The organism is Pararhodobacter sp. (genome assembly GCF_034676075.1).
Taxonomy (GTDB): domain Bacteria; phylum Pseudomonadota; class Alphaproteobacteria; order Rhodobacterales; family Rhodobacteraceae; genus Pararhodobacter.
Genome location: NZ_JAUCCQ010000116.1, coordinates 1 through 12,625, shown reverse-complemented (window position 1 = coordinate 12,625; position 12,625 = coordinate 1). Strand labels below are relative to the sequence as shown.

The window sequence follows — 12,625 nt, the reverse complement described above, 5'->3', positions numbered from 1 at the left end:
TGGATCGCCGCGGGTCTGGCGCTGGCGATTGTCGAGGTGCTGGTGCCGGGCTTCCTGTTCGCCGGTTTTGCAGTCGGCGCGGTGATCACCGGGGTCATCGTCGGGCTGGCGCTGCCGGGGATGGGCTGGATGACCGGCTCGCTCACCGTGTCGCTGGTGGTGTTCGCGGTCATCTCGGTCATCGCCTGGCTGGCGATGCGGGCAGTGCTGGGGGTCCGGCAGGGTCAGCTGAAACGCATCGACCACGACATCAACGAAGACTGACAGCAGGGGGCCGCGCGGCCCCCTTCGCTTGCCGGGCCAGCAGTACCAGCGTCCCGCGGATGATGGCGAGATCGAAGCACAGGCTGCGGTTTCGCTGATAGATCAGGTCGATCCGCGCCTTTCTGGGGGCGCAGGTCCGGGCATAGATCGCCTCGGTCTCGTCGGCGGTTTTCGTGCGGGCCAGCTGCCATTCCTCGTGCCGGGCGCAGAGGATTGTGGCAAGGCCGGTCAGCCCGGGGCGGCTTTTCAGCACCTCGCCATAAAGATCCGGGAAACGCTCGACATGAAGCCTGAGCGGCGGGCGCGGCCCCACCACCGAGACATCGCCGCGCCAGAGGTTCCACAACTGCGGCAGTTCATCGAGCCGCCGTCGCCGCAGCCAGCGACCCATGGGCGTGATCCGGGCGGACTTGTGGCCGCCCGTGGCCCCGGTATCGGCCGGGTCGGCACGCATCGTGCGAAACTTCCACAGGCGGAAGCCCTGGGTCGGGGTCTTCATCCGCTCGCCCGCGTAAAAGACCGGCCGCCCGTCCCTGATCAGGATGACCAGCGCGATGATCAGGATCATCGGCAGCACGACAGGCGTGATCATGGCGGCGACACACAGATCGAAGGCCCGTTTGCCGGGAGGCATCGCCACGCCCTGCGCTCCCCGGCTGGTGGCGCTAGGGTAAGCCCACGGCCGCCCCGGATCACGGGACGCGATTCCCGTCCGATGCGCCACCGGGCGCGGATACTCATACAGCACAACGTCCTCACTTCCTGCCACGCACTTTGCCACGATCCTATCGCGAAAGGGTTGCAAATTTATTGACTGACCGGACGGTTGGTGAAACAATCCCCCGGGCGCGGAATTGCGTGCAGGGAGGACGACATGAGCGATTCGGACACCGTTCTGGTGAGCCTTGAAGCAGGCGTGCTGGAAGTCACGCTCAACCGGCCCGAGCGGCTCAATTCCTTCAACGAAGACCAGCATATGGCCCTGCGCGCCGCGCTGACCCGGGCTGGCGCCGAGGCGCGCGCCGTGCTGCTGACCGGCGCCGGTCGGGGCTTCTGCGCCGGGCAGGATCTGGGCGACCGCGATCCGCGCAAGATGGACGGACCGCCCGATCTGGGCGACACGGTGCGCCGCCTCTGGGCGCCGCTGGTGCGCCAGATCAAGGCCCTGCCGATGCCCGTGATTTGCGCGGTCAATGGCGTGGCGGCCGGGGCGGGGTCCTCGCTGGCGCTGGCCTGCGACCTGACGCTGGCGGCGGAATCCGCGAAATTCATCCAGTCCTTCGGCAAGGTCGGCCTGATCCCCGACACCTCGGGCAGCTGGCACCTGCCCAAATTGCTGGGTCCGCAGCGCGCCATGGGGCTGGCGCTGACCTCGCAACCCTTGCCCGCGCAGCAGGCCGCCGACTGGGGCCTGATCTGGCAATGCCTGCCCGACGACCAGCTGATGCTTGAGGCCCGCGCCCTGGCCCGCAAGCTCGCCGCCGGGCCGACCTTCGGCTACGCCAGCACCAAGCGCGCCATGCAGGCGGCCCAGACCAACACGCTCGATGCGCATCTGGAACTGGAAGCGGAGCTGATGAAGGCCTGCGGCGAAAGCGCCGATTATGCCGAGGGCGTCGCCGCCTTCCTCGACAAGCGCCCGGCGGAGTTCAAAGGCAAATGACGCCCGACGAACTCGCCCGTGCCTGCGCCGCCGCCATGTGGGCCGATGACAACGCGACGCAGCATCTGGGGATGGAACTCTCCGATGTCCGCGCCGGTCACGCCACGATGACCATGCGCGTCCGGCCCGAGATGACCAACGGCCACAAGATCTGCCACGGCGGCTATATCTTCACGCTGGCGGACAGCGCCTTCGCCTTCGCCTGCAACACCTACAACCAGCGCGTCGTGGCGCAGATGGGCCAGATCACCTTCCTTGCCCCGGGGCAGGAGGGCGACGTGCTGACAGCCCGCGCGGCCGAGGTCTGGCGGCAGGGGCGCAGCGGTATCTACGACATCAGTGTAACCCGGCAGGACGGCGCGAAGATTGCCGAATTCCGCGGCCATTCGCGCAGCATCAAGGGCACCCACCTGCCCGAGGAGTGAACCATGGAAAACCTCTCCCCCCGTCCCGGCGATCTGGAGCCGATCGAGACCGCCTCCCGCGATGAAATCGCCGCCCTGCAGTTGGAGCGGATGAAATGGTCGCTGCGGCATGCCTATGACAATTCGCCCTTCTACCGCGCCCGGTTCGACGCCCACGGTGTCCACCCGGACGACCTCAAGTCGCTGGCGGATCTGGCGAAATTCCCCTTCACCTACAAGACCGACCTGCGCGACAATTACCCGTTCGGGATGTTCGCCGTGCCCCGCGAGCAGATCCTGCGGATCCATGCCTCCTCCGGCACCACCGGCAAGCCCACGGTGGTGGGCTACACCAAGCGCGACCTCGACGTCTGGGCCGATTGCGGCGCGCGCTCGATCCGGGCGTCCGGCGGGCGGGCGGGCGATATCGTGCATGTGGCTTATGGTTACGGCCTCTTTACCGGGGGCCTCGGCGCCCATGCGGCGGCCGAGCGGTTGGGCTGCACCGTGGTCCCCGTCTCGGGCGGGATGACCGAGCGGCAGGTGACGCTGATCCAGGATTTCAAGCCGCGGATCATCATGGTGACGCCCAGCTACATGCTGTCGATCCTCGACGAATTCCGCCGTCAGGGGCTGGACCCGCGCGAATCCTCGCTCGCCGTCGGCATCTTCGGCGCCGAGCCCTGGACCAACGCCATGCGGCGCGAGATCGAGGACGCTTTTGACATGCATGCCGTTGACATCTATGGCCTTTCCGAGGTCATGGGACCGGGCGTGGCCAACGAATGCGTGGAAACCAAGGACGGCCTCCACATCTGGGAAGACCATTTCTATCCCGAGATCATCAACCCCGAGACCGGCGAGCCGGTGGCCGATGGCGAGATGGGCGAACTCGTCTTCACCACGCTCACCAAGGAAGGCCTGCCGATCATCCGCTACCGGACGCGCGACCTGACGCGCCTGCTGCCCGGCACCGCCCGCTCCATGCGGCGGATGGAGAAGATCACCGGCCGCTCGGACGACATGATCATTCTGCGCGGCGTCAATGTCTTCCCCACGCAGATCGAGGAGCAGATCCTGAAATGCGCCGGTCTCGCCCCGCATTTCCAGATCGAGCTGGTGCGCAACGACCGGATGGACGCGATGATCGTCCATTGCGAGGCGACCGGGGCCGCGGCCAGCGCCGAAGCCCGCGCGGCCTCGGGCAAGGAACTGGCGCATCACATCAAGTCGGTGGTCGGTGTGTCCTCGAAGATCACCGTGCACGAGCCGGGCGGCGCCCCGCGCTCGGAAGGCAAGGCCAAGCGCGTCGTCGACAACCGGCCCAAGGGCTGAGCCATGGCCCGCACCCGTGCCGCCGATTTCGAGGACAAGCAGCGCGCGATCCTGTCGAGCGCTGCCGCGGTTCTGGCCGAGCAGGGGATGGACAAGGCCTCGATGGCGCAGATCGCCGGGCAGGCCGGGGTCTCCAAGGCCTTGCTGTATCACTACTATCCCGGCAAGGACGCGCTGATCTTCGACATCATCCGCACCCATCTGAGCGAGTTGGACGCGGCGGTCGAGGCCGCCCACGACCCGGCGCTGCCGCCGCGCGAGCGGCTGCGCGCGCTGGTCGGGGCGGTGCTGGAATGCTACCGCGACGCCGACAATTACCACAAGGTGCAGCTGAACGGCACGCCGACCCTGCCCGCCGAACAGCGCCACGAGATCCACGCCATCGAGCGCCGGATCGTCGGCCGGTTCTCGGCCGTGTTGCGCGACCTGCGGCCGGGGCTGGCGGGACCGCTGCTGATGCCGGTCACCATGTCGCTCTTCGGCATGATGAACTGGGTCTATATGTGGTTCCGCGACGGCGGCCCCCTGACCCGCGAAGCCTATGCCGACATCGCCACGGCGCTGATCCTCGACGGCATCGGCGGGGTGGGGGAGTAGGGGCAAGGTCTTGCCCCAGCGGCTGGCCCGGGAAGCTTCGCATCCGGCAGCGCCCGCGCCGGGACGCTAGGGCACAGGTTGCACCAGCGGCGCCAGCGCGCCGCGCAGACGTTCGCTTTCCGCCAGCAGCGTCGAGCTGCGCCGCACCAGTCCCAGCCGGTCGAAAACCGCGCCCGGATCGGGCGGCGGAGACGGCGCAGCTTCGGCGGGGTCCGCGTCGGCGGGCAGCCCGCTTGCGGGAGTCGCTGGGTCCGTCGCGTCGACGGGCGGGGGGGCGGCGTCCGGGCGGGTCAGGGCGATTTCGGCATGGCCGGGGGGGCGACCCAGCAGCGGTCCCAGTTCGGCGGCCGGGGCGGGGGCCTCCTGCGCGGCGGCCAGTCCCTCGACCCGGCGCCAGTCTGAATCGAGGATCGCGGCCCGGGTCTCGGCCCCGGTGTCGCCGAGCGTGGCGAATTCGTCGCCGGCCGCCCGGTGCTGGCCGATCCTTTCGAGCGCGGCCGCCCGCACCAGCCGCGCCGCCTCGCTGTCATCCTCGCCCAGAAGCGCCAGCGCCGCCGTTCCGTCCCCGCCATCGAGCGCGGCCCGGGCCCGCAGCACGCGTGCCTCGGGATCGTCGAGCGTGCCGACCAGCGCCTCGACCGGGGTCGCCAGCCTGAGGCCCAGAAGCCGCGCCGCCAGCGCCCGCCGGGTCTGCGGCAGCAGCGCCGGATCGCGCCAGTCCTCGCGAGAAAGCACGGCCTCGACCAGCCCCAGATCGGTCCCGTTGGACGCCATCGCCGCCCAGACCTCGTCGCGCAGATCGCCCAGCAGGCGGCGGTTCTCGCCCGTTCCGCTCATCCAGCTTTCCAGCCGGTCGAGCGCCGCGAAGGCGTCGGTCATCGCCCCTGACCGCGCATTGAGCCGGATCACCGCGGCCATCAGCTCGGGCCCGGTGGGCTCGTCGCGGGCGGTGGCGGCCAGGGCCTCGGCCCCGGCGATATACTCGGGCGGGACCGGGGCCTCGGTCTGCAAAGCCAGATCGAGGCGGGTCTGCACCGTGTCGCTGCTGGCGTCGCCCTCATGCGCGAGACGCAAGGCAGCATCGCCGGGCAGCCCCCGGGCGCGGTCAAGCCGGGCCTCGACCAGGGCCAGGGCCCCGGATGAGACCCAGTCCGAGCGTTGCAGGGCATCGGCGACGATCCGCGCGGCATCGAGCGCCCCGGCATCGACCAAGGCTTCGGCCAGGCGCAGGCCGATCAGCCCGCGCATCGACGCAGGCAGCGTCGAGAACGTCAGCGCCAGCTGGTCGGCATTCTGGCGGATCGCGGCGGCATCGGCGCCGGCGAGCACGGCCATCACCGAGGCGGCGCCACCGCAATCAATGGCCTGCGCCAGGCGCATACGCGAATTCGAGGCGCGGTCTTCGAGCACATCGGCGGCGCCCAGGGCGAAATCGCGGCCCGCGACCGGATCGGGGCTGTTGTCGATCAGCGCGCGCGCCTCGGCGCCGAAACCGGCCGAGAGATAGACGCCGATCAGCTCCAGCTGGCTTTGCGGATCGGGCTGGTCGAACTCGCCGTAAAGCGCGCGGGTCAGGCGGCCGAGATCCTCGGTGAAACGCGCGGGATCGTGGCCGAGCAGGCGGTCCAGCAACTCGCTGCCGTTGCAGAGCGCGGGCGGGGCGGCGACCGGCGGGGCGTCGGGATCGGGCCGGTCCAGCACCGTGGCGATGCGCATGTTCGGCGGCATGTCGGGGAGCGGCGCGTCGGGCAGCACCCCCTGGCCGGTGGCGGCATGATCGGCGGCGACGTCCAGCAGGCCCTGCCCGGCGGCGGCGGCAATCGAGCGGCCGAGATCCTGCGCCAGGGTTTCGAGGCGTGGGTCGGCCTCGGGCGCGGGGGCCTCGGGCGGCGCTGGCTGGGGCAGGGTGCGGGCGAGGGCGGCCCCGGCGGCGCGGCCGGCGGCGATCGGATCGGGGGGCGGGACGCGGCGCGGTGCTGCAGGCGGGGAGGGGGGGGGTGCGACCTCGGGCGGCGCATCCGTGATGTCGAGGATCACCAGGCCCGGCCTCTCCTCCCAGGCGCGGATCGGGCAGTCGCAGGCCAGCGCGAGGTTCAGCACCGGCCCCGCGGCGCTTGCCTCGGCCAGGCGCAGGCGGGGGATGCGCTGAAAGAGCCGCGCCAGATCGTAACGCGCCCCCTCTGCGGTGAGGGTGAACGCCCGCTCCCGCCCCTCGGGCGTCAGGGCCCAGCCGGTGCCCGGCGGGATCCGCAGCACGATCCGGGTGAAATCGGCGTGCTCGCCCGCGAAGGGCGCGATGGTCTGGGCCCCCGCCGGTCCGGCCAGGGCGAGGAGCGCGCCCAGGGCGAGGGCGCGCATCAGGCGGCCTCGCGCTTGAGGGCGCGCATCGCCTCCTCCAGCTCGCCATAGCTGGGGCGGACGTGATGGGGCGTGTTCTGGCGGCCGACCTCGATGCACATATTGGCCGGGTGGTTGTGGAGGTTGGCGATCAGCACCTCGCGGATCAGCTTGTAGAAATGCGCATCCTCCTGCACCACCATCTGCATCTTGGCGGCGAAGGGGCCGACGAAGCCATAGGCCAGGAACACCCCCATGAAAGTGCCGACCAGCGCACCGCCGATCAGCGCGCCCAGGATCTCGGGCGGCTGGTCGATGGAGGCCATGGTCTTGATGACGCCCAGCACGGCGGCGACGATCCCCAGCGCGGGCATGCCGTCGGCCACGGTCTGCATGGCGTGGCTGGAATGGAGCGCATGGGTGAGCGAGGCTTCCATCCGCTTGTCGAGCACCTCCTCGACCTGGAGGGGGTCGTCGTAGCTGAGGGTCATTGAGCGCAGTGTGTCGCAGATCAGCTCGATCGCTTCGTGATCCTTCTGGATCTTGGGATAGCGGCTGAAGATTTCCGACGAATCCGGCCCTTCGATATGTTCCTCAAGCGCCACGGGGTTTTGCCGGGCCAGCCGGATCAGTTCGAACAGGAGGCACAGAAGATCCTGATAATCCTGCGGTTTCCAGTGCGAGCCCTTGAAGACCTTGCTGATGTCCTTGGCCGTATGCTTGGCACCGGCGCCGTTGTTGGCGATCAGGAAGGCCCCCAGCGCCGCGCCGCCGATCATCAGCCCCTCGAACGGGAGGGCGTGCAGGATGATGTCCATATGCCCGCCGGCCAGCAGGTAGCCCCCGAAGACGGTGGCGAAGACCGTGACGATGCCGATGATTCCGAGCATGACGCATTCCCGAAGCTGTTGGTTCGACGCTGGCAGGAGGAGCTTAAGAAAGCCTCACCACGCCCCTCATTCGCGCGGCACCAGCGCGTTGCGACCGGCGACGATGGCGCTGAGCGCATAGGCCTGGCGGGGTTCGATGCGGGCCAGGATCGCCCCGGCGACCTGCGGCTCCAGCCGGGCCAGGAAACCGGCGGCGAAGTCGGGGTCCATCTCGGTGAAGACATTCGCCGCATCCTCGGGGCGCATGGTCTGGAAGACGCTGACGAGGCGGGCGATATCGGTTTCGGCCGCCTGGTCGGCGCGGGCCATGGTCGCGGCGAGGTCTGCCTCGGCCGCCTGCAGCGCGTCGATCTGGGCCTGAACGCGGTCCTGCGCGGCGGCAAGGAGGGCGGTGCGTTCGTCGAGCTGCGCCTCGCGCTCGGCCAGCGCGGTTTCGCGCTCGCGCAGTTCCAGCGACAGGCGGGCGTCGCTGACCGGGCTCGTGCGCAGGGGCAGGATATCTTCGGCCCGGGTCGGGCTGCTGGCGGGCGGGTCCTGGGCCAGGGCGGTGCCGACGCCGGACACGAGACGCAGGCTGCCGCCGATCAGGAAGAGCGTGGCCAGCACCGGCAGCACCCGGGTCCGGCGGCGCGGCGCCGCGCGGGCCCTGGGGGCCGGTTTCGGGGGCGCCGGAGTGCGGGGCAGCCGCAGCATCAGAGCGCTCCGCTGGTCTGGCGGCGGCGCAGGACGCGGGCGCGCTGCGGGGGCTCGGCCGGGTCACCGGCGGGATCCTCGGCCAGCGTTTCGACCGGGTGGATGCTGCGCCGCAGCGTCTCGCCCGGCCAGGGGGTCGGCGGGCGCGGGCCGGGCGCGCGGGGCGCAGGGGCAGGCGCCTCCTCCGGCAGGTCGTGCATCGAGGCGACCAGCAGCTCCAACTTGCGGGCCACGGCTTCGGCCCGGGCGGTCTGGCCGTCCAGCCGCCCGCCGGCCCGGCCGGTCGCCTCCTGCGCCGAACGCAGCGAGCGGGCGAGGTCGTCGACCTGCGCCGAAAGGACGGCGATGGCGCTGCCCATCCCGCCTTCCAGCGAGCCCAGCGCCTTCAGGCGCCGCGACAGGATCACGCAATAGGTGGCCGCGCCGATCGAGGCGGCGGTAAGAAGAAGGTCGGACAGATACTCCATGACAAGCCCCTCAGTTGAAGACGAATTCGATGATGAGAAGGTCGTTCACCAGCCCCGGGCCGGTGACGATCTGGACGCGGCGCAGCATCTGCGCCCTGAGCCGCAGCAGCGCCGCGGGTTCCTCGAGTTCCGGCGGGTCGAGCGCCCGCAGATAGATGTTCAGCACATCCATGATCCGCGGCATCAGCGCCTGCACCGCGCCTGCAGCGCCCGGCACCACCTCAAGCTGGGCGCCGAACCGCAGATGGCGGGTGTCGGCGCCGCGGCCGAGGTTGACGGTGATCGGCTCGAGCGGCACGAAACCGGTGCTGCCGCCTGCCTCGCCATGGCCCCCGGCAGGGGCCGCCGCGGGCTCGCCATGCGCCGGGGCGGCGCCGTGCCCGCCCTCCGCAGCGGCCGATTCGCTCGCCGGCGCGCCGCCGCCCAGCAGGGAATCGAGCATCCCGGAATAGGTGGCGTAAAAGCCCCCGCCCGCCCCCGCGAGCGCCAGCACGAGGCCAATCAGAAGCGGCAATTTCGATTTCTTTTCAGGCGCTTGATCAGGTGGGGCGGCAGTGGCCATGGCGCGGGGGTCCCTTCTGGATCGGAATCGCGTTCCTGCGATGTTCCCGAGACCGTTTTCGCATGATGTGGCTAACTCATTGTTAATCGAGTCGGGTCAAGGATCGCCTCATCGGGACAGAACGTCCGCGAGGGGGACCGACCTTGGAACAGCTCCTGTCAACCTGGAACGCGCTGGAGCCGCGCCGCCGACTGATCGCCGTGGTGGCGGCGGTGGGCGTCTTCGCGGGCATCCTGATGCTGGCCCGGATCGCCACCACGCCGGGCATGGCGCTGCTCTATGCCGGGCTCGAAGGGGCCCAGGCCGGTGAGGTGATCCAGGCGCTGGACCAGCGCGGGCTGCGCTACGAGGTGCGGGGAGACGCGATCTATGTCGATGCCACGCAGAGGGATGAGACGCGGATGGCGCTGGCCGCTCAGGGGCTGCCGGCCAATTCCTCGACCGGCTACGAGATCCTCGATGGGCTCACGGGCTTCGGCACCACGGCGCAGATGTTCGACGCCGCCTATTGGCGCGCCAAGGAGGGGGAGCTGGCCCGCACGATCATGGCCAGCGCCTATATCCGCTTCGCCCGGGTGCATATCTCGCAAGGCGCGACCCAGCCCTTCCGGCGCGACCAGCACGCCTCGGCCTCGGTCACGGTGACGACGACCGGCGGCGCGCTGACGCCGCAGCAGGCCCAGGCCTTGCGCTATCTGGTGGCCTCGGCGGTGGCCGGTCTCTCGGCCGAGGATGTCGCGGTCATCGATTCCAACGGTGGCATGGTGATGGGCGAGGACGACAGCCCCAATGCCCGCACCAACGACCGGGCCGAGCAGATGCGCCACAATGTGGAGCGGATGCTGGAGGCCCGCGTCGGCAGCGGCCGCGCCGTGGTCGAGGTGAATATCGAGACGGTGACCGACCGCGAGACGATCACCGAGCGGCTGGTCGATCCGACGACCCGGGCCGCGGTCAGCCAGGAAAGCGAACAGCGCAACGCCACCTCGACCGAGACCCCGGGCGCCGGGGTGACCGTTGCCTCGAACCTGCCGGACGGCAATGCCGCGGCGGGCGACGGGCGCAGCGAATCGCGCGACCAGACGACCCGCGAGCGCACCGATTGGGAGGTCAGCCAGACCAGCCGCCAGGTCGAGCGGGCGCCGGGCGCGATCCGGAGACTGACGGTCGCGGTGCTGGTCGACGGGGTGCGCAGCACCGATGCCAATGGCGTCGCGCAATGGACCCCGCGCCCCGAGGAGGAACTGGTGGCGCTGCGCGAACTGGTCGCCTCGGCGGTGGGGTTCGACGAGCAGCGCGGCGATGTCATCACCCTGCGCTCGCTGCAATTCGAGCCGGTGGCCGAGACGCTGGGCACGCCGGGGGTCACCAGCTGGCTGGCCGGGCTCGATATCATGAGCCTGATCCGGCTGGCGGCGCTGGCGCTGGTGGTGCTGTTCGTCGCGCTCTTCGTGCTGCGGCCGATCCTGAGGGGGGGCGGCGGCAGCGGGGCGGCGGCCGCCCCGGCCGAGGATGACGACCTGATGGCCGGATTCGCGCCGATGATCGCCATGGGGCCGGGGCTCAGCGGCGAGATCGACGGCGATTTCAGCGCCGGCGACGAGACGGGCGAGGGTGCCGATCCGGTCGAACGGATGCGCGCCCTGATCGCCGAGCGCCAGGACGAAACGCTGGAGATCCTGCGCAGCTGGATGGAAGAACCCGAGGAGAACCGCTGATGCCCCAGCCCCTGCGCCTGGAGGTTTTCGAGACCCCCGATACGCTCGACGGGCCGGCGCTGCTGATGCCCGAGGAGCTCGAGGATCTGCGCCTCAACGCCTATGAACGCGGCTATGTCGCCGGCTGGGAAGACGGCAGCCAGCAGGCGATGGGCGAACGTGACCAGAGCCGCGCCGCGGTGGAACGGACCGCCGAGCAGCTGGCCTTCACCTATCACGAGGCGCGGGGCCATGTCCTCAAGGCGCTGGAGCCGCTCTTTGTGGCGATGGTCGAGACGGTGCTGCCGCGCGCCGCCCGGGCCTCGGTCGTGCCGCTGGCGCTGGAACAGCTGATGCCGCTCGCCCATGCCACGGCCGAGGCGCCGCTGGTCCTGCGCGTGGCGCCCGGACGGCGCGACGATTTCCGCGCCGCGCTGTCGGGGGTGGTGCTGCCGCCCCTCGACATCGTCGAGACCGAGGATCTGGCCGAAGGGCAGGCGGCCTTTGCCTTCGGCGCCGCCGAGACCTGCATCGACCTGACCCATGCCTCCCTGGCCATCGGCCAGGCCATCGAGACCTTCTACAGCATCCAGAACGAGGAGAGCCGCCTTGCCTGAATCCGCATCCCCCGAGGGCCCCGCCACCCTGGGCCGCGGCGCCTTCACCCAGGTGCCGATCGAGATCACCGTCGCCGTCGGCCGCGCCCGGCCGCTGGTCCGCGACCTGCTGCGGCTGCAGCGCGATTCGGTCCTGTCGCTGGACCGCCGGGTCGAGGATCCGGTCGAGTTGTTCGTCGGCGACCGGCTGATCGCGCGCGGCGTGCTGGAGGAATTGGACGGCGATCAGGCCGGGCAAATGGCGGTGCGGCTGACCGAGGTCGCCGATCTGTCGAACGGCCTCTGAGATGGGGCAGGGCGCGCCGGGACCGAAGGCCGAGGGCCCCCGCCGCCTTGCCCTGCTGGCGCTGGGCGCGGCGCTGATCCTGCTGCTGCCCCAGGCCGCCCTGGCGCAGCAGGTCACCCTCGACATGGGCGAAGGCGGCAGCCTTGCCGTGCGCTCGGTCCAGCTGCTGGTGCTGCTCACGCTGCTGAGCCTGGTGCCGGGGCTGATGATCATGGTGACCTGCTTTCCCTTCATCGTCACCGTGCTGGCGATCCTGCGGCAGGCCATCGGGTTGCAGCAATCGCCGCCGGGGATGCTCTTGACGACACTGGCGCTGTTCCTGACCTATTTCGTCATGGAGCCGACCTTCACCGCCGCCTGGGAGGCTGGGGTGCTGCCCCTGCAAGCCGGGCAGATCGGGGTCGAGGCAGCGATGACCGAGGCCATCGCGCCGTTCCGCGGCTTCATGGCCGCCCGCATCGACCCTGAGACCTGGGCCGGGCTGGCCGAACTGCGCCCCGATCCGCCCGCTTTCTCGGCCGAGGGGCCCTTGTCGGTGCTGATCCCCTCGTTCCTGCTGTCCGAACTGAGCCACGCCTTCGAGGTGGGCTTCGTGATCTTCCTGCCCTTCCTGATCATCGACCTGGTGGTGGCGGCGGTCCTGATGTCGATGGGCATGATGATGGTGCCGCCGGCCGTGGTCTCGCTGCCCTTCAAGCTGGCGTTCTTCGTGGTGGCCGATGGCTGGACGCTGGTCTCGGCCTCGCTGGTGCGCGGGTATTTCTGACCGGCGAGGGGTTTCGCCCTGGGCCTTCGGCCTGCGGGCGACCAAGG

15 protein-coding genes are annotated in these 12,625 nt (G+C 70.3%); 9 read left to right on the top strand and 6 right to left on the bottom strand.

The features are described 5' to 3' along the window. A partial coding sequence (locus tag VDQ18_RS19505; protein ID WP_323022571.1) for a hypothetical protein occupies window positions 1-264 on the top strand: 264 nt, incomplete at its 5' end. Here the strand turns inward: VDQ18_RS19505 and VDQ18_RS19500 are convergent. Next, window positions 251-898: a sugar transferase gene (locus VDQ18_RS19500; protein ID WP_323022572.1), complete on the bottom strand. Its 648-nt coding sequence runs from the start codon at window positions 896-898 to the stop codon at window positions 251-253. The two genes, VDQ18_RS19505 and VDQ18_RS19500, sit on opposite strands and share 14 nt — an antisense overlap. Before the next feature lie 240 nt (window positions 899-1,138). On the opposite strand from VDQ18_RS19500, the gene paaG reads away from it, so the two are divergent. From paaG to VDQ18_RS19480, 4 genes are read left to right on the top strand one after another with little or no spacing between them, the layout of a single operon-like run. Then, window positions 1,139-1,927, top strand: coding sequence for a 2-(1,2-epoxy-1,2-dihydrophenyl)acetyl-CoA isomerase PaaG (paaG, locus tag VDQ18_RS19495; RefSeq protein ID WP_323022570.1), 789 nt, complete (start codon window positions 1,139-1,141; stop codon window positions 1,925-1,927). Continuing rightward, entirely contained in the window at window positions 1,924-2,352 is a 429-nt protein-coding gene (paaI, locus tag VDQ18_RS19490) for a hydroxyphenylacetyl-CoA thioesterase PaaI (protein WP_323022569.1), read from the top strand. The genes paaG and paaI overlap by 4 nt, the downstream gene beginning before the upstream one ends. Window positions 2,353-2,355: 3 nt before the next feature. After that, window positions 2,356-3,666, top strand: coding sequence for a phenylacetate--CoA ligase PaaK (gene paaK / locus VDQ18_RS19485; protein WP_323022568.1), 1,311 nt, complete (start codon window positions 2,356-2,358; stop codon window positions 3,664-3,666). A gap of 3 nt (window positions 3,667-3,669) precedes the next feature. Next, the gene (locus tag VDQ18_RS19480; protein WP_323022567.1) at window positions 3,670-4,263 is read left to right on the top strand and encodes a TetR family transcriptional regulator; all 594 of its coding nucleotides are present in this window, start codon (window positions 3,670-3,672) and stop codon (window positions 4,261-4,263) included. A 66-nt stretch (window positions 4,264-4,329) separates the two neighbouring features. Here VDQ18_RS19480 and VDQ18_RS19475 read toward each other — a convergent pair whose 3' ends face one another. From VDQ18_RS19475 to VDQ18_RS19455, 5 genes are all read right to left on the bottom strand, one after another. Next, window positions 4,330-6,621: a hypothetical protein gene (locus tag VDQ18_RS19475; RefSeq protein ID WP_323022566.1), complete on the bottom strand. Its 2,292-nt coding sequence runs from the start codon at window positions 6,619-6,621 to the stop codon at window positions 4,330-4,332. Then, window positions 6,621-7,490 carry a flagellar motor stator protein MotA gene (motA, locus tag VDQ18_RS19470; RefSeq protein WP_323022565.1) on the bottom strand — a complete coding sequence of 290 codons (870 nt, stop codon included), beginning with the start codon at window positions 7,488-7,490 and terminating at the stop codon, window positions 6,621-6,623. The genes VDQ18_RS19475 and motA overlap by 1 nt, the downstream gene beginning before the upstream one ends. A gap of 66 nt (window positions 7,491-7,556) precedes the next feature. Next, complete coding sequence (locus VDQ18_RS19465) at window positions 7,557-8,183, bottom strand: MotE family protein (protein ID WP_323022564.1); 627 nt, start codon at window positions 8,181-8,183, stop codon at window positions 7,557-7,559. Continuing rightward, window positions 8,183-8,650: a hypothetical protein gene (locus VDQ18_RS19460; protein ID WP_323022563.1), complete on the bottom strand. Its 468-nt coding sequence runs from the start codon at window positions 8,648-8,650 to the stop codon at window positions 8,183-8,185. Before VDQ18_RS19460 ends, VDQ18_RS19465 begins: the two co-directional genes overlap by 1 nt. 10 nt (window positions 8,651-8,660) lie before the next feature. After that, window positions 8,661-9,212: a flagellar basal body-associated FliL family protein gene (locus VDQ18_RS19455; protein WP_323022562.1), complete on the bottom strand. Its 552-nt coding sequence runs from the start codon at window positions 9,210-9,212 to the stop codon at window positions 8,661-8,663. Window positions 9,213-9,355: 143 nt separating this feature from the next. Here VDQ18_RS19455 and fliF point away from each other — a divergent pair, with 143 nt between their 5' ends. Genes fliF through fliP form a run of 4 tightly spaced genes read left to right on the top strand, consistent with a single transcriptional unit; the run spans window position 9,356 to window position 12,578 of the window. Next, window positions 9,356-10,930 (top strand): flagellar basal-body MS-ring/collar protein FliF, encoded by a 1,575-nt coding sequence (fliF, locus tag VDQ18_RS19450; RefSeq protein ID WP_323022561.1) that lies wholly within the window; start codon window positions 9,356-9,358, stop codon window positions 10,928-10,930. Next, window positions 10,930-11,526: a flagellar biosynthesis protein gene (locus VDQ18_RS19445; protein ID WP_323022560.1), complete on the top strand. Its 597-nt coding sequence runs from the start codon at window positions 10,930-10,932 to the stop codon at window positions 11,524-11,526. Before fliF ends, VDQ18_RS19445 begins: the two co-directional genes overlap by 1 nt. After that, window positions 11,519-11,812 carry a FliM/FliN family flagellar motor C-terminal domain-containing protein gene (locus tag VDQ18_RS19440; RefSeq protein ID WP_323022559.1) on the top strand — a complete coding sequence of 98 codons (294 nt, stop codon included), beginning with the start codon at window positions 11,519-11,521 and terminating at the stop codon, window positions 11,810-11,812. The genes VDQ18_RS19445 and VDQ18_RS19440 overlap by 8 nt, the downstream gene beginning before the upstream one ends. A gap of 1 nt (window position 11,813) precedes the next feature. Further along, complete coding sequence (gene fliP, locus VDQ18_RS19435; protein WP_323022558.1) at window positions 11,814-12,578, top strand: flagellar type III secretion system pore protein FliP; 765 nt, start codon at window positions 11,814-11,816, stop codon at window positions 12,576-12,578. Window positions 12,579-12,625: the final 47 nt, after the last annotated feature.

Excerpts from the sequence above, each read along its gene's own strand:
- VDQ18_RS19500 (WP_323022572.1), bottom strand. The coding sequence starts at position 898 with ATGCCTCCCGGCAAACGGGCCTTCGATCTGTGTGTCGCCGCCATGATC.
- paaG (WP_323022570.1), top strand. The coding sequence starts at position 1,139 with ATGAGCGATTCGGACACCGTTCTGGTGAGCCTTGAAGCAGGCGTGCTG.
- paaI (WP_323022569.1), top strand. The coding sequence starts at position 1,924 with ATGACGCCCGACGAACTCGCCCGTGCCTGCGCCGCCGCCATGTGGGCC.
- paaK (WP_323022568.1), top strand. The coding sequence starts at position 2,356 with ATGGAAAACCTCTCCCCCCGTCCCGGCGATCTGGAGCCGATCGAGACC.
- VDQ18_RS19480 (WP_323022567.1), top strand. The coding sequence starts at position 3,670 with ATGGCCCGCACCCGTGCCGCCGATTTCGAGGACAAGCAGCGCGCGATC.
- VDQ18_RS19475 (WP_323022566.1), bottom strand. The coding sequence starts at position 6,621 with ATGCGCGCCCTCGCCCTGGGCGCGCTCCTCGCCCTGGCCGGACCGGCG.
- motA (WP_323022565.1), bottom strand. The coding sequence starts at position 7,490 with ATGCTCGGAATCATCGGCATCGTCACGGTCTTCGCCACCGTCTTCGGG.
- VDQ18_RS19465 (WP_323022564.1), bottom strand. The coding sequence starts at position 8,183 with ATGCTGCGGCTGCCCCGCACTCCGGCGCCCCCGAAACCGGCCCCCAGG.
- VDQ18_RS19460 (WP_323022563.1), bottom strand. The coding sequence starts at position 8,650 with ATGGAGTATCTGTCCGACCTTCTTCTTACCGCCGCCTCGATCGGCGCG.
- VDQ18_RS19455 (WP_323022562.1), bottom strand. The coding sequence starts at position 9,212 with ATGGCCACTGCCGCCCCACCTGATCAAGCGCCTGAAAAGAAATCGAAA.
- VDQ18_RS19445 (WP_323022560.1), top strand. The coding sequence starts at position 10,930 with ATGCCCCAGCCCCTGCGCCTGGAGGTTTTCGAGACCCCCGATACGCTC.
- fliP (WP_323022558.1), top strand. The coding sequence starts at position 11,814 with ATGGGGCAGGGCGCGCCGGGACCGAAGGCCGAGGGCCCCCGCCGCCTT.